The organism is Streptomyces sp. G-G2, assembly GCF_030063135.1.
GTDB lineage: Bacteria > Actinomycetota > Actinomycetes > Streptomycetales > Streptomycetaceae > Streptomyces.
The window spans coordinates 1-18,385 of the sequence record NZ_JASISO010000024.1 but is presented as its reverse complement, the minus strand read 5'-3'; the positions used below and the strand labels follow the sequence as shown (position 1 = coordinate 18,385).

Genomic DNA, 18,385 nt, shown 5'->3' with positions numbered 1-18,385 from the left:
GCCGACATGCCACTGACCCCGACCCCCTTCATCTGGATGGACGGCGAACTGGTCCCCTGGGACGAAGCCCAGGTGCACGTGCTCACCCCGAGCCTGCACTACGGCTGGGGCGTCTACGAGGGCATCCGCGCCTACGAGACCGAGAGCGGCTCCGCCGTGTTCCGGCTGCGCGAGCACATCGCCCGGCTGCGCGACTCGGCCCGCGTCTACCTGATGCAACTGCCGTGGACAGACGAAGAGCTGGTCGAGGCGGTCCGCGAACTCGTGCGCGTCAACGGCCAGCCCTCCTGCTACATCCGGCCCATCGCCTACCTCGGCTACGGCGAGATGGGCGTGGCGCCGAACCTCGACGCCGTCCGCATGTCCATCGCGGTCTGGCCCTGGGGCTCCTACCTCGGTGACAAGGCGGAGAACGAGGGCTGCCGCCTCATCGTCAGCAACTGGCAGCGCAACTCCAACCAGACCGTGCCCCCGCTGGCCAAGGCCACCGGCGCGTACGTGAACAGCGCGCTGGCCAAGGTCGGTGCGCAGCGCGCCGGTTACGACGACGCGCTGATGCTGACCGCGAACGGGCACATCGCCGAGGCCTCGGCCGCCAACCTGTTCATGCTCCGCAACGGCGAGCTGGTCACCCCGCCGGTCAGCGACGGCATCCTGCCCGGCATCACCCGTGACTGCGCCATCACCTTCGCCCGAGACCTCGGTCTGACCGTCGTCGAGCGCAGCATCCCGCGCAGCGAGATCTACATCGCCGACGAGGCGTTCCTGACCGGTACCGCCGCCGAGATCGTGCCGGTGGCCTCCGTGGACGAGCGGCCGGTCGGCAACGGCCGGGTCGGCCCGGTCACCAAGGAGCTGCGCGGCCTCTTCCAGGAGGTCGTGCGCGGTCGCGACCAGGCGTACGAGCACTGGCTGGAGCGCGTGTGAGCAGCTTGTACGAGCTTCCGGTCGGGGAGGAGCTGCGCCACGTGCGGTCGGCGGTGGCCCGGCTGGAGACGGCCGCCCTCGCCTTCCCGGGCCCGGTCGGCGGCCCCACCCGGCGCACGTCACTGGACGAGGAGGTGTGCGACCGGCTGATCGACCTGGCCGCCGCCCGGGCCTGGCTGCGGACGGCCGGTGCGCGCGCGCCCCAGGGCGCCGACGCCAGAACCGCGAACGCCGCGGCCGAGAGCGCCGAAGACGCCTCCAGCACCTACAGCGCTGACGACGGCGACGACATCGACGAGGTGATGGCGGGCTGTGTCCGCTGGGCCGTACAGGAAGACGTCGTACGGGCCCGGTCGGCCTTCGGGCCCGGCGTCACCGGTACGGCCGTGCGCGAGGGGCTGCCCGCCGAAGCGGCCCACCGCCTGGTCACCGTCCTGGTGGCCGCCTTCGCCGACCCCGTCTACTACGACGGGATGACCGGGCGGCTGCGCGCCGCCCTCGGCCCCCGCCCCGGCGGCCGGGCCGCCGCGGCCTGGGACCTCGCCGAGGAGGCCCTGCGCGGGCTCGGTGCCACCCGGGACGAATGGGTGGGCGCCGACCCGGCGTTCGCGGCGGCGGGCGGCTGGGTCCTGGTCGAGCGGATCGGCAGGCTCCAGCTCGCCACTGCCCTGCTGGCCGAGGTGGCGACGTACGAGGACGCGGAGCACGTGCTCCAGTGCGTCAACGCGGTCCGCCGCTACACCTGGAACTGGCTGCGCCGGCCCCCGCCCGAGGCGGCCACCGGGACGCACGTGCGGCGCACCGGCGAACTCACCGCCTGGCTGCGCCAGGCCCCGTCCACCGCCGCGCCCGGAGCTGACGCATGAGCGAAGCGCGGACCTCGCCGGGCGGGCGGCTCGCCCGGTTCATGGCCGCGATCCTCCCCAGGACCCCCGCCGGGCGCAAGCTCGCCGCGGGCGCCGCCGTGGACTCGGTCGGCTCCGGCATGTTCCTGGCCGCCTCGACCCTGTACTTCGTCACCGTGGTGGGCTTCCCGGCCGAGCGGGTCGGCCTGGTGCTCGCCGTCGCGAGCGTCGTCGGCCTGCTCAGCCCGGTCCCGCTGGGCCGCCTCGCCGACCGCGTCGGTCCGGCCACGGTGTACGTCGCCCTGCTCGTGGCCCGCGGCCTCGGCTACGCGGGCTTCGCGCTGGTCCACGACTTCTGGCCGTACGCCCTGCTGACCTGCGTACTGACCGCCCTGGACCGGGGCTGCTCGCCGCTCCAGCAGGTCGTGGTCGGGCTGATCGAGGGCGGCGAGAACCAGACCCGGACCATGGCCTCGATCCGTTCGGTGCGCAACATCGGGCTGACGGCCGGCTTCCTGCTGGCCGGTGCGGTCCTGGCGGTCGAGAGCCGGGCCGCCTTCGTCGCCCTCTTCCTCGGCAACGCGCTGACCTTCTTCGTCATCGCCGCGGTCGTCGAGCGGCTGCGCCGCACGGCGGGAGCGCAGGACCGACGGCCCGTCCCCGCCGCCAAGACCGCCCCGGCCGGGACGCAAGCGCCGGAGCCGCAGGGGCCGGACCCGCTCGACGCTCCGTCGGAACCCGTCCGCAGCCCCTTCCGGGACCTGCGTTTCATGCTGTTCACCGTCTCCAACGGGGTGCTGTCCCTGCACGACTCGGTGCTGTTCGTGCTGCTGCCGCTGTGGCTGACCACCGCGACCGCCGCACCCGCCTCGGCCGTCTCGGTGCTCCTCGCCGTGAACACCGTGCTCACCGTGCTGCTCCAGGTCTACGTGTCGAAGTTCGCGGAGACCACCGCACGCGCCCTGAAGCTCCTCTGGGTCGCCCTGACGCCGCTGCTGCTGGCCTGCGGCTTCTTCGCGGGGGCCGAGCACGTCCCGGTCTGGCCCGCCGCGGCCTGCGCCGTCCTCGCCGTGGTGCTGCTCACCGTCGGCGAGAACCTGCACTCCGTCGCCGTCTGGAGCCTGTCGTACGACATGTCCCCGGCGCCCGCCCGCTCCCGCTACCTGGCCGCCTTCAGCCTGGGCGTGACCGGCCAGCAGATCGTCGGCCCGGTCCTGATGACCTCGGTGATGCTTCCGCTCGGCAGCATAGGGTGGGCGCTGCTCGCCGGGATCTTCGCGCTGGCCGCGGTCGTCGTACGGGCCACGGGCGGCCCGCGCCCGGTGCCCGCCACCGCGGGCGCGCACACCGGCGCGGGTGCACCCGCCACTCCGACCACCCCCGCGACCACCGAGGTGACCACATGACCGAACACGTACTCATCGTCGGCGGCGGCCGCGAGGTCCCCGGGCTGATCCGTGACGTCGGTGGCCCGGACGTGGCCACCACCATCCTGTGCCGGATGGACTTCGTCCCCAAGATCCGCGAGCCGGGACAGCACGACCGGGTGCTCGCCCTGCGCAGCGACGCCCCCGACGAGGAATGGACCGCCCTGGCGGCGGCCGTCCACGCCCGCCACCCCTTCACCCGCGTCGGCACCTTCGGCGAACGCGACCAGGACCGCGCCGCCGCCGTGGCCGAGGCCCTGGGCCTGCCCTGCCACAGCCCGCGGACCATCGCCTACGTGCACGACAAGCACGCGATGCGGCGCAGGCTCGCGGAGACCGGCGTCGACGAGACCCCGGTGGCCCGGGTCGCCGACGCCGCCGAGCTGCGCGCCTTCCTCACCGAACACGGCACCCCCTGCGTGGTCAAGCCCACCCAGGGCGCGGGCAGCTTCGGTGTCTCGGTGGTCCGCGACATCGAGGAGGCCGACGCGGCGTTCGCCCGCGCCGCCCGCGATTTCGAGGTCATCCCGGACGCGGGCGTCCTCGTCGAACGCTTCCACGTGGGGCCGCAGTTCAGCGTGGAGGCCTTCTCGGAGGACGGCGAGCACGAGATCCTCGCCATCACCCGCAAGTACTCCGACCCGGTCGGCTTCGTCGAGGTCGGCCATGTCGTCCCCGCCGAACTCGGCGCGGAGCAGAGCGAGTCGGTCCACACCTATGTACGCCGCCTGCTCGACGCCCTCGGCATCACCTACGGGGTCACCCACACCGAGGTCGTGCTCACCGACGGCGGCCCCCGCGTCATCGAGACCCACGTCCGGCTCGCCGGGGACGAGATCCCCTACCTGGTCCAGGACGTGACCGGAGTCGACCTCGTCGACTGCGTGGTCCGCCAGACCCTCGGCCAGTCGGTGCTCGCCGACATCCGCAAGACCCTCGCCGACCCGGCCGTGGACCGCCGCCCCGAGGCCATCTGGTTCGCGGTGCCCCGCGCGCGCGGCACCCTGACCGCGATCAACGGCCTGGCCGAGGCCGCGGCCCTGCCGGACGTCGTGGTCGCCGAGGCGCTGCTGGACGCCGGGGACGCCGTGGGCGACCTGGATAGTTCCGAGTCCCGCGCCGCCTTCGTCCGGGTGCGCGGAGCGGACGCCGCCGAGGCCGTCGCCCGCGCCCAACAGGCCGTGGCGGGGCTGGAGTTCGCGGTCAAGGTGGTCGGCGGTGACCCCGAGGGCGCGGGCGAATGGATCTGAGCCCCCCGGCCGTCACGGCGGGCCCGGAGCTCGCGGCGCGGGCCCGCGCCGTACTGCCCGCCGCGGCCTACGACTTCTACGCGGCGGGCTCCGACGAGCAGCTCAGTGTGGGGGAGGCGGCGGCGGCCTGGCGGACCCGGCGCTTCGCCCCGCGCGTTCTGCGCGACGTGTCCGCCGTGGACACCTCCGTGGAACTGCTCGGCAGCCGCCTCTCCTCGCCCGTACTGGCCGCGCCGACCGCCTTCCACCGGATGGCCCACGACGAGGGCGAGGTGGCCACGGCCGCGGGCGTCGCCGCCGCCGGGTCGCTGATGGTGCTCTCCTCCCGGGCCACCCGGTACCCGGAGGACGTCGCGGCGGCCGCCGGGCCCTGGTGGTACCAGGTCTACTGCCTGCGGGACCGGGACATCACCCGCCGCCAGGTGGAACGGGCCGCCGCGGCCGGGGCCCGGGCGCTCGTCCTCACCGTCGACGCGCCCTACGTACCCCCGAAGGCCACGGCCGGTCTGCCGCTGCCGCTGCCCCAGGACGACGAGCTGTGCCGTTCCGTGGGGCTCGGCACCCGGCTGCCCGGATGGGAGCAGGACCCGTCGATCGGCCCCGGGGTGATCGGCGAGCTGGCGCGACTCTCCGGCCTGCCCGTGCTGGTCAAGGGCGTCCTGAGGCCGGACGACGCGACGGCGTGCGTGGACGCGGGGGCGGCCGGGATCATCGTCTCCAACCACGGCGGCCGCCAGCTCGACCGCGCGGCCGCCACCGCGGAGGTGCTGCCCTCGGTGGTGCGCGCGGTCGGCGACACCGTGCCCGTGCTGGTCGACGGCGGGCTGCTGACGGGCACCGACGTCCTGGTCGCCCTCGCCCTCGGGGCGCGCGCCGTCCTGGTGGGCCGCCCCGTGCTGTGGGCTCTGGCCCTGGGCGGGGCCGAAGGGGTGGCCGCCCTGCTGGACTCCTACCGGGAGCAGCTCGCACTGCGCATGGCACTGGCCGGGGCCGCCACGATCGCCGGGATCGGCCCGGACCTCCTGCACGGATAGTCCCGGCCGCCCCGTGCGGACGGCCCGCGAACGCGGCAAGGCCCCCTCGACGTGAACGTCGAGGGGGCCTCATCCATGAGTAGCGGGGACAGGATTTGAACCTGCGACCTCTGGGTTATGAGCCCAGCGAGCTACCGAGCTGCTCCACCCCGCGTCGGTAAACCCCACTCTACGCGAGTCGCGCGGGCCCGTTGACCACGTGCCCGGCGCGGGGCCCGGGCTGGTCCTCAAGCACCTCTGGACCGGCCCCAGACCCGGCTGAGAGCGGTGCAAGCGCAGGTCGTAGGCCATTTCCAGGAGGACGCCACCGGCCCGCCCAGCGGATCCGGACCGGGTCGCGAAGCGATCTCTAGGCGTATCTGAGTGCCCGTCAAGTGCGCGCCGTCATCGTCGGTGCACCGAACCGCGACGCACGGCCCGGCCCCTCCGGCGAGGGAGCGGGCCCGGCGGATGGAGGACGAGCCACGTGACCCTGAACGCCGCCCGACCCGTAGTCGCACCATCCGGACCCGAGGAGTTCGCCGCGCTCAGCCCGCCCCAGCGCGAGCAGGCGGTACGCACCACCCCCGGCGCCTCCGGGTGGGGCGAGACCGTACGGATCACCCTGCTCCTCGGGCGGCCGCGGACCTGCGTCCCCGGGATGCTGACCTTCGCGCTCGGCTGGACGGTGGCGGGCGGCCCGGTGTCCGGGCTCTTCTTCACCGGACTGGCCGTCTCGCTCGTCTACGGGCTGCTGGCCAACACCTACAACGCGTACACCGACCTCGCCGAGGACAGCCGCAACCTCCCCGGCCGTGTCTGGCAGGTCCTGCGCATCGGCCACCGCAGGCTGCTGTGGATCAGCCACGCGATGAGCGCCCTCCTGCTCGGCCTGTCCCTGCTCTACAGCGTGGCCTACGTGGTGCCGATGGCCCTGGCGCTCGTAGGAGCACACCAGTACTCCTTCCTCCCGGGGCGGCTCAAGGCCCGCCCCGTGACGGGGCTGTTCGCCTTCAGCCTCGCCGTCTTCGGCCCGTACCTCCTCGGTTACCTCGCGGCCCCCAGCGGGGTGCGGCGGCTGACCGGTGACGCCTGGGCGATTCTCGCCTTCCTGGTCATCTGGTTCGTGGCCAAGGGAATGGTCAAGAACCTCCCCGACTACGACGGCGACCGCGACGCGGGGCTGCGCACCTCCGCGACGGTCTTCGCCGACCGGCTCTCCGCAGCCCGCGCCGCCACCGTGGTCACCCTGGTCGGCTACCTCTCGCTCACCGGCTTCGTCCTGGCGGGCAGCCTGCCGCTGCGCACCCTGGCGGCCCTGCCGTGGGCCGTCGCCGCCTTCCTGCAGTGCCGGGCCATGGCCAAGGCCGTCGACAACCAAGCCGCCAACGCCGTACTCAAGGCCGACATGATCCTCTCCACCGCCTTCCTCGCCTCCGTCCTGGTGCTCCGCGCCCCGGGCTGGGCGACCGCGCTGTCCGTGGCGATCGGCGCCGTGATCCTGTTCGGCAGCGACCGGCTCGCCCTGGACTCCCGGCGGCAGCGCGACGGCGCCGCGCCGACCCGGACGGCCTGAGCCCCTCTGCCTCGCCCCCCACCGCCCCCGAAGGAGTTCCCGCATGCCCGCTGTCCCCGGACCGCGTACACCCGCCCACGTCGTACGCACCGTCAGAGCGTTCCAGCGCTCGCTGCCGGAAGGGCTGGAGCACCTCAAGGACGAGTACGGCGAGGTCAGCGCCTTCGGCCTGGGCCCCACCCGCACCTACTTCCTCTTCGGGCCGCAGGCCAACGCCCTCGTGATGCGCAACCCCGACAACTTCCGGTTCGCCGGGGCCTACGACATGCTCCGGCCCATCGCCGGGGAGACCGCCCTCGTCGTCACCGACGGCCCCCCGCACGCCCGCCGCAAGCGCAAGGCCCTCCCCTCCTTCCAGCGGCCCGGAGTCGAACAGGCCGGCCGCCTGATCCTGGCCGCCGTGGACCGGGCCATCGACAGCTGGCGGCCCGGGCAGCGCCTCGACATCCACGCCGAACTGCGCGAGGCGGTCCGGGGCGCCATGCTCCGGCTGTTCTGCGGGGAACGGCTCGCCGCGCAAGCCCCGTACCTGATCGGCAAACTCGACCAGATCCACGAGCTGATGGACAACCCGCTGCCCCAGCAGATGGTCGCCTGGAGCCTGCCCACCCGCGCCCGCAGGCGCGCCCTCGACGGGATCGCCGCCGTGGAGCAGCGGATCTACGCCGAGCTCACCCGCAGGCGCCTCGGCGGCGAAGCCGGAACCCGCGGCGGCGAGGACCTCATCTCGGTGATGCTCGCTGACGACGGAGCCGCGATGAGCGACCAGGAGATCCGCGACATGGTCGTCAGCGCCCTGATCCCGGGCTACGACCCGGTCGGCTCCGGAATCGGCTGGGCCGTGTACAACTCGCTCGCACATCCCGGTGTGTGGCAGCGGATGCGGGCTGAGGCCGAGCAGGTCCTCGACGGCGCCCCCGCCACCCCGGCCGACGTCCGCGGGCTCCGCTACACCGGCCGGGTCGTCCAGGAGAGCCTGCGCCTGCACCCGCCCGTGGTGATGAGCCCGCGCCGCTGCGTCAAGGCCTTCCGCTACGGCGGCCACCTGATCCCCGCGGGCAGCACCGTGGCGGTCAGCGAGTACATCACCCACCGGCTGCCCTCGGTCTGGGACGCCCCGGACGCCTTCCGGCCCGAGCGCTGGGACACCGGCCAGGAGGGGTACGAGGCCCCCTCGCCGTTCGAGTACCTGCCCTACGGCTACGGCGCCCGCCGCTGCATCGGAGCGGGCATCGCCGGAGCCGTGCTCCCCGCGGTCCTCTCCCGGCTCGCCCAGCGCACCGAACTCGACCTGCTGACCCTGCGGCCGCAGTACGGCGGCATCCCGGCGCTGATCCCGCGCGGCGGGCTGCGCGTCCAGGTCGTCGCCAAACCGCCGGTGCGCGCGACCGCCCGCCGCGTCCACGAAGACCTTGCCCTTGCCCGTGACGTACTGGTGGAGGAAACCCGATGACGAGCCAGACCATCCGCCCCACCGGGAGGGTCGCCGTCCCGGACGGCGCCCAGGCCCGCAACGCCTGGCGGATGCGCGAACTGATCTACGGCCAGCTCCGCTCCCGCGCCATCGGCGCCATGGCCGAACTCGGCCTGGCCGACGTCCTCGGTCACGGCGCCCGCACCGCGGACCAACTCGCCTCGCAGGTCGGCGCCGACCGCGCCCTGCTGCCCCGACTGCTGCGAGCCCTGGCCTCCTTCGAGATCCTGCACCTCGAACACCGCGACGGACAGCAGTTGTTCTCCCTCACCCCGCTCGGCGAGACCCTGCGCTCCGACGGCCCCGGCTCCGCACTGCCCACCGCGCTGCTCGTCGCCTCCACCGTGGCGCCCGCCTGGGAGCGGCTCACCCAGGTGGTTCGTACCGGCCGCCCGGCCTTCACCGAGGTCTTCGGCCAGGACTTCTTCTCCCACCTCGGCGACGACACCCGGCTGCGCGGAATCTTCGACCGGTCCCAGGAGACCGGCCTTGCCCTGGAACTCGAAGGACTGCTGGGCGCGGTGGACTTCACCGGCCCGCTGAGCGTGGCCGACATCGGCGGCGGAGACGCGGCGCTGCTCACCGGGCTGCTCGCCGACCGGCCCGAGCTGCGCGGGACGCTGGTGGACCTGGCCGCGGCCCTTCCCCCCGCCGCCCTGCGCCTTGCGGGCGCCCGCCTCACCGAGCGCTGCGAGCTGCGCGAGGGCAACTTCTTCGAGGCGCTGCCCGCGGGCGCGGACCGCTACGTCCTGCGGCACATCCTGCACGACTGGGACGACGAGTCCTGCGTCGCGATCCTGCGCAACTGCCGGGCCGCCATGAGCCCCGACGCCCGGCTCGTCCTCATCGACCACCTCGCGGCCGCGGATCCGGGCGCCGCCGCGGGGGAGGGCTCCACGGGCCAGTGGGGCGGGCTGATGGACCTGTACATGATGTCCCTCTTCGACGGCGGCCGGGAGCGCACGGAGGAGGAGACCCGGGCCCTGCTGGGCGAGGCGGGCCTGACCGCGCTGCGGGTCACCCGGCTGCCCGGCGGCACCGGGGTCATCGAGGCGCGCGGCGCGCTGGGGGAGCCCCGGCCGTCCGGCGAGGAAGGGGGCCCCCATGGCGCCTCATGACGAGGCGAGCGCGGTCGCGGTCCTGGCGCCCGCGTGCCCGGCCTCCGACACCGAACGGGCCGAGGCGGTGGTCCAGCGCTGGCTGCGCGACTACGTGAGCCGGCCCCACGGCCAGCTCGGCCGGGACGGCGACGTCTGCCCCTTCGTGGAACCGGCGGCCCGGGCCGGAACCCTGATGATGCACACCCGAACGGGTCTGGCCCATGTGGACGGCAGCGAACTACGCGCGCTGGTGCGGGACATGGCGCGCACGTTCCGCACCACGCACTGGCCCCGCTCGAACCCGACGATGTACGCGTACGTGCTGATCCTGCCCGACCTCCCGCGGGAACTCTGGTCCGAACTCGACACCGTCCAGGCCGTCCTCAAGGCAGAACTCGCCGAAGCCGGTCTGATGCTCGGCCAGTTCCACCCCGAGTGCCCCGAGCCCGCTGCCCGCAATGCCGACTTCGCGGTCTCGCGCAGCCCCGTACCCCTGCTGGCCATGCGGAACATGGCCCTGCACGACGTGCTGTTCCTGCACAACGACACCCGGCTCTTCGCCGAGTACCAGCACCGCTTCGGGACCCGCTACGAACGGGGAGCGGTCGCCGACCCGCTGCTCCGCTCGTCGTACGAGGCGGGGTCCGCCGTCAACTGACACCGTACGCGGCACCACACGACGTACGACACACCACGATCGAATCGAGGAGTCCTGTGATGAGGGAGTTCGACCAGCGCTTCGAGGAGTACATGCGCGGGCACACCAGCGAGGCGAGCCGCTGGATGCACGTGGTGGGCATGTCCGCCGCCGCGGCGGCGGCCGTGACCACGGTCCGGCGCCGCAGGCCCAAGCTGCTGTGGACCGTACCCGCCGCCTTCTTCGCCTTCGCGTGGAGCGGCCACTTCGTTTTCGAGCGGAACCTGCCGGTCGGATTCACCGACCCCGGCGCGGCCTTCTCCGGAGACCTGAAGATGATCTACATGATGGCGACCGGCCGCAACGCCCGGCTGAAGGAACTGCTGGCCCGTCTCGAACGGGAGGATGCCGCAGCCGAGTGCGTCGACGACGTCCCCGTGGAGGGCGCCGCCGCCGAGGTGGCGCAGTGCCCCCGGACCCTGGATCACGCGGCCTGAGACCGGCCGCCCCTACGCGACGGCGCCCGGCCGCCCGGCGGTCGCGTCCCGCATGCAGGGCGGCAGCTGCGCGATCTCCGCTGTGCGGTCCCGCCGGGAACAGCTCCTGGACCCGGATCACCCGGTCGACGGCGCCGTCGGCGTACCGGCGCCGGCCCCGCCGGTCCGCCCGGCCGTCAGCAGGCCCTGTTCCTCGTAGCACCGCAGCGACCGTTCGCTCACGCCGGTCCGCCGGGCCAGGTCACCGATGCGCACACACCTACTACGCCCAGCGCGCCGCCGCCGGGCCGATCATCGCCGAGGGCTCCACCCCGAACGCGGTGGGCCGGACGTACCTCCACGTCATCCACGCCGACGCGGAGCAGCCCCTGTCCCAGGAGGTCCGGCGGATCTGGCATCAACCAGGTCCGGTCCCCGTACCTGATGTACGTGGGCGGGGAGCGCGGGTACAGCGACTGCCCCGGTCTTGGCCCGACCCCGTCAGAAGTCGTTTCCCTGGCCCACGCATAATGCGCACTGCGGGCCACGGCCCCGGAATTCCAGCGCGAGGAAGGGAACCCCATGGCAGAGGCAGACGATCCGGTGTTCGAGGACGCGGGTCCCACCGCGGAGGAACGCGCGGCGTGCGACGAGGTGCGTCGGCTGGCCACCGGAATGTCACACCATGAGAGCTCCGAGGCCCTAGAAGCGGCCCAGAAGGCCGCCGGGGGCCCCGACGACCGGAAGGACATCGACGACCTGACCCGTGCCACGCTCGCCGAGTGGGAGCGGATCGCCGATGTGCTCGACGCCCACGGCGGCCCGTACACGCCCGACACGGACCCCTTCGTCCAGGGCCAGCTGGCCGGACGGAAGAACCGTGGCGGCAGCGGCAGCGTGAGCGGTGGCGTCGGGAGTGGGACGGGTCCGGGCCGGGCATCCTGAACGAGCGGATCGAGGGGCGGGCGCCGCCGGGGGGGGCCCCCCCCCCCCCCCACCACAGGGCGCCGACGAGCAGGGAGATCACCAGGAGGATCACGAGGATCCCGACGATCCCGCCGGGGGTGGCCTCGGACGCGGATCCGGCGAGGTCGCCGAGCCATCTCCAGAAGCGGTCGATGGCGCGCTGGATCAGGCTCGGGTCGTCCTGGTGGTAGAGCGGCTTGGACAGCTCGTGCTCGGCCGCCTCGCGGGCGGCGTCGCGCGGTGTCGTCAGCGGCGGTGCCTCGGAGCCGGGCAGCAGGGCTGTCCGGGTGTGCGCGGTGGTGCGTGTGATCGTTCCCCCCGTGGTGATCAACGCATCAGCCCCCTGCGCCGGGGTACTGGGGGGCGGCGCCGGGCGTGCCGTAGTCGTCGACGCCCGCCGCGCGGGCGAGTTCGAGGTCGAGGGCCTCGCGCCGGATGCGCTGGTCGATGTACAGCAGGACGGTGACGCCCGACTGCATCGGCATGGTGATGGCCGTGGTGATGACCCCGCCGATGCCCGCGAGGATCAGGTAGGTCCAGCTGTCGGGGGTGTTTCCGGCGGTGAGGGTGTCGAGGCCGCCGCCGAAGATGATCGCCAGGGCGGTGAAGGGCACGGCGACGATCATCGAGACGATGCCGACGATGAGGGCGGTCAGCAGCGTGATGCCGAAGATCCGCCACCAGGCGCCCTGGGTCAGCTTCGCGGAGCGGCCGAGGGCCTTGAAGACGGTGGCCTTCTCCAGCATCAGGGCGGACGAGGCGAGGCTGAAGCGGATCCACAGCCAGACCAGGACGGCCAGGCCCGCGAGGGCGCCGACGACGGCCAGGCCGATGCTGTCGGCGAGCAGGCCCGGGAGCATCAGGACCAGGATCAAAACGATGGCGCCGGCGGTCAGCAGGAGGCTCAGGCCACCCAGACGGAGCAACTGGGGGCGGGCGTCGCGCCAGGCCCCGGCGACCGTGGAGGGATGACCGAGCACGGCCCGGCTGAAGATCATGGTGAGCATGGCCGTGACCAGGATCCCGCCGATGACCTGGATGAACGCGGTGATGACGGAGACGGCGAGGCTGCCGCCCATGATGTCGAGCATCTCCCCGGGACCGGTGATCGAGCTCGGGTCGGTCATCAGCCGGTCCAGCGAGTACCGCTGGAAGATCACGGTGGCGATCTGCACGATCACGGCGACGACGGCGGTGACGGACAGCACCGAGCGCCAGTGGGTGCGCATGGTGGTGACCGCGCCGTCGAGGATCTCGCCGAGGCCCAGGGGGCGCAGCGGGATCACGCCGGGCTTGGCCGCCGGGGGCTTGCCCCAGCCGCCGGGGGCGCCGGGGCCGCCGTACTGGTTCCCGTACCGCTGGTTCCCGTACTGGGGGCCGCCGTACTGGCCGCCCGGGGCGCCGTCGTACGAGCCCCAGCCCGCGCCGGGCCTCGGCGGCTGGGCGGAGCCGTCAGCCGGGGCTCCAGGGGCACCCGGAGCGTCCTGCGCGCCGGGGCTGGACCACTGGCCGGGCGGGGGCTGCTGGGCGGACCACTTGGGGTCTGCCGGCGGCTGCGCGGGCGCGGTCCGCGGGTCCTGCGGGGCGGGCTGGGCCGGGGCCTGGGCGGCGGGCTGGGCAGGCGCGACCGGCGGCTGCGCGGGATTCTGGGGTGAAGGCTGTGCGGATGGCGGCTGCGCCCCCGTACCGTTCGCTTCGGGAGCGCCCGTGCGCTCACCGTCGGACGGGGAGGGTCCGGGCGTAGCCCAGCCCGGAGAGTCGTTCATCGTCGCTCCTTCACGTGTACTGCGCGGACGGGGGCGCTGGGTCGCTGCCATCGTGCCACGTGGGAACGCCGGACGGACCGGTCGTCCCCCGGATATCGGACCAGCCCGCACCTTCAATTGTCGCCCGGATCCGAGGCAGACTGGACGACTGGATCACGACGCAGGTCAGAGGGGCGATTTCCAGCCCCTTTGGCTGTGGGACAGCTCACCGCCAGGTAACGATTAGCTAATGGGATGATGTCAACCATGAAGGGACGCGTCCTTGTCGTCGACGACGACACCGCGCTGGCCGAGATGCTCGGCATTGTGCTGCGTGGAGAAGGTTTTGAGCCGTCGTTCGTAGCGGACGGCGACAAGGCACTTGCTGCTTTCAGGGAGGCAAAGCCAGACCTGGTACTGCTCGACCTCATGCTGCCCGGACGGGACGGCATAGAGGTCTGCAGGCTGATCCGCGCCGAATCAGGCGTACCGATCGTGATGCTCACCGCCAAGAGCGACACGGTCGATGTGGTGGTGGGGCTGGAATCCGGCGCCGACGACTACATGGTCAAACCGTTCAAGCCCAAGGAGCTGGTGGCCCGGATCCGGGCCCGCCTGCGCCGCTCGGAGGAGCCCGCGCCCGAGCAGCTCACCATCGGTGACCTGGTCATCGACGTGGCCGGCCACTCCGTGAAGCGGGACGGCGCCTCCATCGCGCTGACCCCGCTCGAATTCGACCTGCTGGTCGCCCTCGCCCGTAAGCCCTGGCAGGTCTTCACCCGTGAGGTGCTGCTGGAGCAGGTCTGGGGATACCGGCACGCGGCGGACACCCGCCTGGTCAACGTGCACGTGCAGCGACTGCGCTCCAAGGTCGAGAAGGACCCGGAGCGCCCGGAGATCGTGGTGACCGTACGTGGTGTCGGCTACAAGGCCGGACCGAGCTGACATGAAGCCCGGCAGGCCCCTCCGCGGTTCCCGTCGGGGGGCCCTGCGGGGCGGCCGACCCCTCCGTCAGATGGCCGACGGAGCGGTCGGCGGCCCCGTGCTGCGGCTGTTCGTACGACTCGTACGCCGGCCGCTGCTCCCCGCTGTCCGCCTCTGGCGGCGCAATCTCCAGCTCAGGGTGGTCGCGGGCACCCTGCTCATGTCGCTCGCCGTGGTCCTCAGCCTCGGCTTCGTCGTCATAGCCCAGGTCAGCGAGGGGCTGCTCTCCGCCAAGGAAGAGGCCGCGCAGAGCCAGGCGGCGGGCGGCTTCGCGGTCGCACAGGAGAAGGCCAACACTCCCTCCACGACCGACGGGCCGGATCCCACCGCTGTCGACAGCAAGGTCGGCCGGGACGCCAGCACCTGGATGAGTTCTCTGGTCAAACAACTGGCCAGTGGCGGGCAGAGCGCCTTCGAGGTGGTCGCCCTCGGCGCCGGGACCGGCGAGACGGGCCCCGGCGTACGCGGAGCCCGCGCCTCCGGCGACGTGGACCCCACGGCCAGCGTCCCCATGGCGCTGCGCAAGTCCGTCAACCACGCGACGGGCACCTTCCTCACTCCGTCGCAGATCCGCTACAGCACGCCGGGCACCGAGCCCGAGGCGGCCCTGGTCATCGGCAAACGGCTCACCGACATCAACGGGGAGCCCTACGACCTGTACTACCTGTTCCCGCTGACCCAGGAGCAGGAGTCCCTGAACCTGGTCAAGACCACCATCGCCACCGCCGGACTGTTCGTCGTCGTCCTGCTCGGCGCCATCGCCTGGTTCGTCGTGCGCCAGGTGGTCACGCCCGTCCGGATGGCGGCCGGGATCGCCGAGCGGCTCTCCGCCGGGCGGCTCCAGGAGCGGATGAAGGTCACCGGCGAGGACGACATCGCCCGCTTGGGCGAAGCCTTCAACAAAATGGCCCAGAACCTCCAGCACAAGATCCAGCAGCTGGAGGAGCTGTCCCGGATGCAGCGCCGGTTCGTCTCCGACGTCTCCCACGAGCTGCGCACCCCGCTGACCACCGTCCGGATGGCCGCCGACGTCATCCATGACGCGCGCGTCGACTTCGACCCGGTCACCGCCCGCGCCGCCGAACTGCTCGCCGGGCAGCTCGACCGCTTCGAGTCGCTGCTCGCCGACCTGCTGGAGATCAGCCGGTTCGACGCGGGCGCCGCCGCGCTGGAGGCGGACGCGATCGACCTGCGCGACGTCGTGCACCGGGTCATCGGCGGCGCCGAACCGCTGGCCGAGCGCAAGGGCACCCGGATCCGGGTGCTCGGCGACACCCAGCCCGTGATCGCCGAGGCCGACGGCCGCCGGGTCGAGCGGGTGCTGCGCAACCTCGTCGTCAACGCCGTCGAGCACGGAGAGGGCCGCGACGTGGTGGTCCGGCTCGCCTCGGCGGGCGGAGCGGTCGCCGTGGCCGTACGGGACTACGGCGTGGGCCTCAAGCCCGGCGAGGCCACCCGGGTCTTCAACCGCTTCTGGCGCGCCGACCCGGCGCGCGCCCGCACCACCGGCGGTACGGGCCTGGGCCTGTCCATCGCCGTCGAGGACGCCCGGCTGCACGGAGGCTGGCTCCAGGCCTGGGGCGAGCCGGGCGGCGGGTCGCAGTTCCGGCTGACCCTGCCCCGGACCGCCGACGAGCCGCTGCGGGGCTCCCCGATCCCGCTGGAGCCGGAGGACTCGCGGGGCAACCGTGCGCGGGCCGAGGCCGAGGGGCGGCTCGGGACCGCGGACACCGCCGCCTCGGCGGCCGGGACGAACCGGTCGCCGATACCGCCGCGCTCGGCGGTCGCCGGGGCCACGCCCGTACCGTCGGACCCGACGGCGCTGCCGGGGTCCGGGGCGCGGGTCGTGTCCCGGCCGGGGACCAGGCCGGGCCCGGGGGCCGGCGGGGCCGGCGGCGCCGGTTCCGGTTCCGGTGGCGGGGACGGTACGGACGGGAGTGACGGCGCGGTGGATCACGCACAGGAGGACGCAACCGGTGGACGCTGAGCCCGATTCCACGAGTGCGGCCGGTGTGCCCGGTGTGCCCGGCGCTCCCGGCACGCGGGGCGACCGGCGGGCGCGGCGGCTGGCCGGCGCGATCGGCGGCGCCCTCTGCGGCGCGCTGCTCGCGGCGGGCTGCGCCTCCATGCCCACCCACGGCGAGGTCACCGAGGTGCAGGCCTCCCAGGGCGTCGACTCGCAGGTGCGGGTGTTCGGCGTACCGCCCGCTGACAAGGCCAGCCCGCCCGAGATCGTCGACGGCTTCCTCGAAGCGATGACCAGCGACGATCCGCAGCTGGAGACCGCCCGCAAGTACCTCACCGAGGACGCGGCCAAGAGCTGGAAGCCCGCCTCCTCCATCACCGTGCTCTCCGGCGGCATCACCCGGGTCTCGGTCCAGGGCGACAAGGACGCCGACGGGCACCGCTTCAAGGTCACCGGCAAGCGGCTCGCGACGGTGGACGAGCGCAGCGCGTACCAGCCGGACACCGGCGGAGCGCGCTACGAGGAGTTCATCCAGCTCGTCCATGACAAGAACAAGCAGTGGCGGATCGCCTCGCCGCCCGGCGGCCTGGTGCTCAGCGAGTCCGACTTCCAGCGCATATTCCGGCCCGTGAACAAGTACTACTTCGCGGACGGGACGCTCGTCGCCGACCCCGTCTACGTACGCCAGCGCACCGATCCGGACACGCGCATGGACCCGCTGACCCAGACCGTGCGGTCGCTGCTCGCGGGGCCGTCCAAGTGGCTCGGCCCGGTCGTCAACTCCAACTTCCCCACCGGCACGGAACTGCGCGGGGGCACCAAGTCCCTCACGTACGACAGCCAGAGCACCCTGCGGGTGCCGCTCAACGAGAAGGCCGACAACGTCGCGCACCCGCAGTGCCAGAAGATGGCGACCCAACTCTTCTACACCGTGCGGGACATGACGACCTCCCGGCTCGACCGGGTCGAACTGCTGCGCTCCGACGGCTCGTCGCTGTGCGCGGTGACCGAGGCGGCGGCGGCCGCGATAGCGAACCGGGCGCCGGCGCCGCGCTACCAGTACTACGTGGACAAGGACCGACGGCTGGTCCGGATGAGCCTCGCGGTCGAGAAGGAGGACCAGCAGGACCCGGCCGAACCCGTGCCCGGACCGCTGTCCGCCACGGCCAACGGCGGCGGTCTCAAGGTGGGTTCGGCGGCCGTGACGTACGACGAGCACCGGGCGGCCGTGGTCTCCGAGGACGGGCGCGCGCTGCACGTGGTCTCCCTGACCACGGCCGGAGCGCTGCCGCCGCCGGTGCTGACCAGCAAGGCGGGCAAACTGACCGCGCCGAGCTGGGACGCCCGCGGTGACCTGTGGATCGCCGACCAGGACCCGCAGAACCCGGCGCTGTGGCGGGTGCCGGGCGGGACGGGCACCCCGCAGAAGGTGGACGTCGCCGGGCTCGACAGCGGGCAGATCGGGCAGTTGCGGGTCTCCTCGGACGGGGTGCGGATCGCGCTGCTGGTGACGAAGGACAACCGCCGGAACCTGTACATCGGGCGGATCGAACGGCCCGAGGACAAGGTGGACGCGGCGGCGGTCTCGGTACGTGAACTGCGTTCGGCCGCGCCGCAGATGGAGACCGTGACGGCGATGAGCTGGGCCCCGCGGGGGCGTCTGCTCGTGGTCGGGCGGGAGAGCGGCGGGGTCGTGCAGGCCCGGTACATGCTGGCCGACGGGTCGATGGTCGCGGCGAGCCTGCCCGGGGCGACGGGGCTGATGGGGGTGGCGGCTTCGGAGGACGAGAAGAAGCCGGTGGTCGGGTACTCGGACGAGGACGGCATCGTCTGGCTCCCGCCGGGGGCGCAGTGGCGCACCGCTGCCTCCGGGGGGCGGGGACCGGTGTATCCGGGCTGAGCGCGGCCCATGCCTTGGCCCTGGCGGCGCCGCCGCACCCGCCCTCCGGGGGCGCCTCAAACGCCGGCGGGGCCGGGCAGGGCTGGGTGGGGGCGGTGG

General features: G+C 73.3%; 15 protein-coding genes, 1 tRNA gene and 1 pseudogene. 14 read left to right on the top strand and 3 right to left on the bottom strand.

The window, feature by feature from the left end:
* Positions 1–6 precede the first annotated feature (6 nt).
* The 5 genes from QMF80_RS19935 to QMF80_RS19915 are packed head-to-tail and all read left to right on the top strand — an operon-like array spanning position 7 to position 5,483.
* Positions 7–927 carry a branched-chain amino acid transaminase gene (locus QMF80_RS19935; RefSeq protein ID WP_283455190.1) on the top strand — a complete coding sequence of 307 codons (921 nt, stop codon included), beginning with the start codon at positions 7–9 and terminating at the stop codon, positions 925–927.
* Positions 924–1,793 (top strand): hypothetical protein, encoded by an 870-nt coding sequence (locus QMF80_RS19930; RefSeq protein ID WP_283455188.1) that lies wholly within the window; start codon positions 924–926, stop codon positions 1,791–1,793. The genes QMF80_RS19935 and QMF80_RS19930 overlap by 4 nt, the downstream gene beginning before the upstream one ends.
* On the top strand, positions 1,790–3,178 hold the full coding sequence (locus tag QMF80_RS19925; protein ID WP_283455186.1) for an MFS transporter: 1,389 nt from the start codon (positions 1,790–1,792) through the stop codon (positions 3,176–3,178). Before QMF80_RS19930 ends, QMF80_RS19925 begins: the two co-directional genes overlap by 4 nt.
* Complete coding sequence (locus QMF80_RS19920; RefSeq protein ID WP_283455184.1) at positions 3,175–4,449, top strand: ATP-grasp domain-containing protein; 1,275 nt, start codon at positions 3,175–3,177, stop codon at positions 4,447–4,449. The genes QMF80_RS19925 and QMF80_RS19920 overlap by 4 nt, the downstream gene beginning before the upstream one ends.
* The gene (locus QMF80_RS19915) at positions 4,440–5,483 is read left to right on the top strand and encodes an alpha-hydroxy acid oxidase (protein ID WP_283455183.1); all 1,044 of its coding nucleotides are present in this window, start codon (positions 4,440–4,442) and stop codon (positions 5,481–5,483) included. The genes QMF80_RS19920 and QMF80_RS19915 overlap by 10 nt, the downstream gene beginning before the upstream one ends.
* 80 nt (positions 5,484–5,563) lie before the next feature.
* Here QMF80_RS19915 and QMF80_RS19910 read toward each other — a convergent pair.
* Positions 5,564–5,637: transfer RNA gene (locus tag QMF80_RS19910), tRNA-Met, on the bottom strand.
* Between the two features lie 312 nt (positions 5,638–5,949).
* Between QMF80_RS19910 and QMF80_RS19905 the strand changes: the two genes are divergently transcribed.
* The 5 genes from QMF80_RS19905 to QMF80_RS19885 are packed head-to-tail and all read left to right on the top strand — an operon-like array spanning position 5,950 to position 10,746.
* A complete protein-coding gene (locus tag QMF80_RS19905) occupies positions 5,950–7,038 on the top strand; it encodes a UbiA family prenyltransferase (RefSeq protein WP_283455182.1) in 1,089 nt (362 codons plus the stop codon).
* 43 nt (positions 7,039–7,081) lie between these two features.
* The gene (locus QMF80_RS19900) at positions 7,082–8,491 is read left to right on the top strand and encodes a cytochrome P450 (RefSeq protein ID WP_283455181.1); all 1,410 of its coding nucleotides are present in this window, start codon (positions 7,082–7,084) and stop codon (positions 8,489–8,491) included.
* Positions 8,488–9,630, top strand: coding sequence for a methyltransferase (locus tag QMF80_RS19895; protein ID WP_283455179.1), 1,143 nt, complete (start codon positions 8,488–8,490; stop codon positions 9,628–9,630). Before QMF80_RS19900 ends, QMF80_RS19895 begins: the two co-directional genes overlap by 4 nt.
* Positions 9,617–10,270, top strand: a complete 654-nt coding sequence (locus QMF80_RS19890; protein WP_283455177.1) for a DUF6875 domain-containing protein — start codon at positions 9,617–9,619, stop codon at positions 10,268–10,270. The genes QMF80_RS19895 and QMF80_RS19890 overlap by 14 nt, the downstream gene beginning before the upstream one ends.
* 59 nt (positions 10,271–10,329) lie before the next feature.
* Positions 10,330–10,746: a DUF962 domain-containing protein gene (locus QMF80_RS19885; RefSeq protein WP_283455175.1), complete on the top strand. Its 417-nt coding sequence runs from the start codon at positions 10,330–10,332 to the stop codon at positions 10,744–10,746.
* Between the two features lie 15 nt (positions 10,747–10,761).
* On the opposite strand, the pseudogene QMF80_RS19880 reads toward QMF80_RS19885, so the two are convergent.
* A pseudogene (locus QMF80_RS19880) lies at positions 10,762–11,001 on the bottom strand (MerR family transcriptional regulator); the annotation flags it as partial.
* A 306-nt stretch (positions 11,002–11,307) separates the two neighbouring features.
* Here QMF80_RS19880 and QMF80_RS19875 point away from each other — a divergent pair.
* Positions 11,308–11,670: a hypothetical protein gene (locus QMF80_RS19875; RefSeq protein ID WP_283455173.1), complete on the top strand. Its 363-nt coding sequence runs from the start codon at positions 11,308–11,310 to the stop codon at positions 11,668–11,670.
* A 356-nt stretch (positions 11,671–12,026) separates the two neighbouring features.
* Here QMF80_RS19875 and QMF80_RS19865 read toward each other — a convergent pair whose 3' ends face one another.
* Positions 12,027–13,457, bottom strand: a complete 1,431-nt coding sequence (locus tag QMF80_RS19865; RefSeq protein ID WP_283455171.1) for a hypothetical protein — start codon at positions 13,455–13,457, stop codon at positions 12,027–12,029.
* A 234-nt stretch (positions 13,458–13,691) separates the two neighbouring features.
* On the opposite strand from QMF80_RS19865, the gene mtrA reads away from it, so the two are divergent.
* Genes mtrA through QMF80_RS19850 form a run of 3 tightly spaced genes read left to right on the top strand, consistent with a single transcriptional unit; the run spans position 13,692 to position 18,286 of the window.
* Entirely contained in the window at positions 13,692–14,381 is a 690-nt protein-coding gene (gene mtrA, locus QMF80_RS19860) for a two-component system response regulator MtrA (RefSeq protein WP_283455169.1), read from the top strand.
* Position 14,382: 1 nt separating this feature from the next.
* A complete protein-coding gene (mtrB, locus tag QMF80_RS19855) occupies positions 14,383–16,407 on the top strand; it encodes an MtrAB system histidine kinase MtrB (RefSeq protein ID WP_502962886.1) in 2,025 nt (674 codons plus the stop codon).
* Complete coding sequence (locus tag QMF80_RS19850) at positions 16,397–18,286, top strand: LpqB family beta-propeller domain-containing protein (protein WP_349372223.1); 1,890 nt, start codon at positions 16,397–16,399, stop codon at positions 18,284–18,286. The genes mtrB and QMF80_RS19850 overlap by 11 nt, the downstream gene beginning before the upstream one ends.
* Positions 18,287–18,385: the final 99 nt, after the last annotated feature.

Coding starts and splice junctions, on each gene's coding strand:
- QMF80_RS19900 (WP_283455181.1), top strand. CDS start 7,082: ATGCCCGCTGTCCCCGGACCGCGTACACCCGCCCACGTCGTACGCACC.
- mtrA (WP_283455169.1), top strand. CDS start 13,692: ATGATGTCAACCATGAAGGGACGCGTCCTTGTCGTCGACGACGACACC.
- QMF80_RS19920 (WP_283455184.1), top strand. CDS start 3,175: ATGACCGAACACGTACTCATCGTCGGCGGCGGCCGCGAGGTCCCCGGG.
- QMF80_RS19935 (WP_283455190.1), top strand. CDS start 7: ATGCCACTGACCCCGACCCCCTTCATCTGGATGGACGGCGAACTGGTC.
- QMF80_RS19885 (WP_283455175.1), top strand. CDS start 10,330: ATGAGGGAGTTCGACCAGCGCTTCGAGGAGTACATGCGCGGGCACACC.
- mtrB (WP_502962886.1), top strand. CDS start 14,383: ATGAAGCCCGGCAGGCCCCTCCGCGGTTCCCGTCGGGGGGCCCTGCGG.
- QMF80_RS19915 (WP_283455183.1), top strand. CDS start 4,440: ATGGATCTGAGCCCCCCGGCCGTCACGGCGGGCCCGGAGCTCGCGGCG.
- QMF80_RS19925 (WP_283455186.1), top strand. CDS start 1,790: ATGAGCGAAGCGCGGACCTCGCCGGGCGGGCGGCTCGCCCGGTTCATG.
- QMF80_RS19875 (WP_283455173.1), top strand. CDS start 11,308: ATGGCAGAGGCAGACGATCCGGTGTTCGAGGACGCGGGTCCCACCGCG.
- QMF80_RS19895 (WP_283455179.1), top strand. CDS start 8,488: ATGACGAGCCAGACCATCCGCCCCACCGGGAGGGTCGCCGTCCCGGAC.
- QMF80_RS19865 (WP_283455171.1), bottom strand. CDS start 13,457: ATGAACGACTCTCCGGGCTGGGCTACGCCCGGACCCTCCCCGTCCGAC.
- QMF80_RS19890 (WP_283455177.1), top strand. CDS start 9,617: ATGGCGCCTCATGACGAGGCGAGCGCGGTCGCGGTCCTGGCGCCCGCG.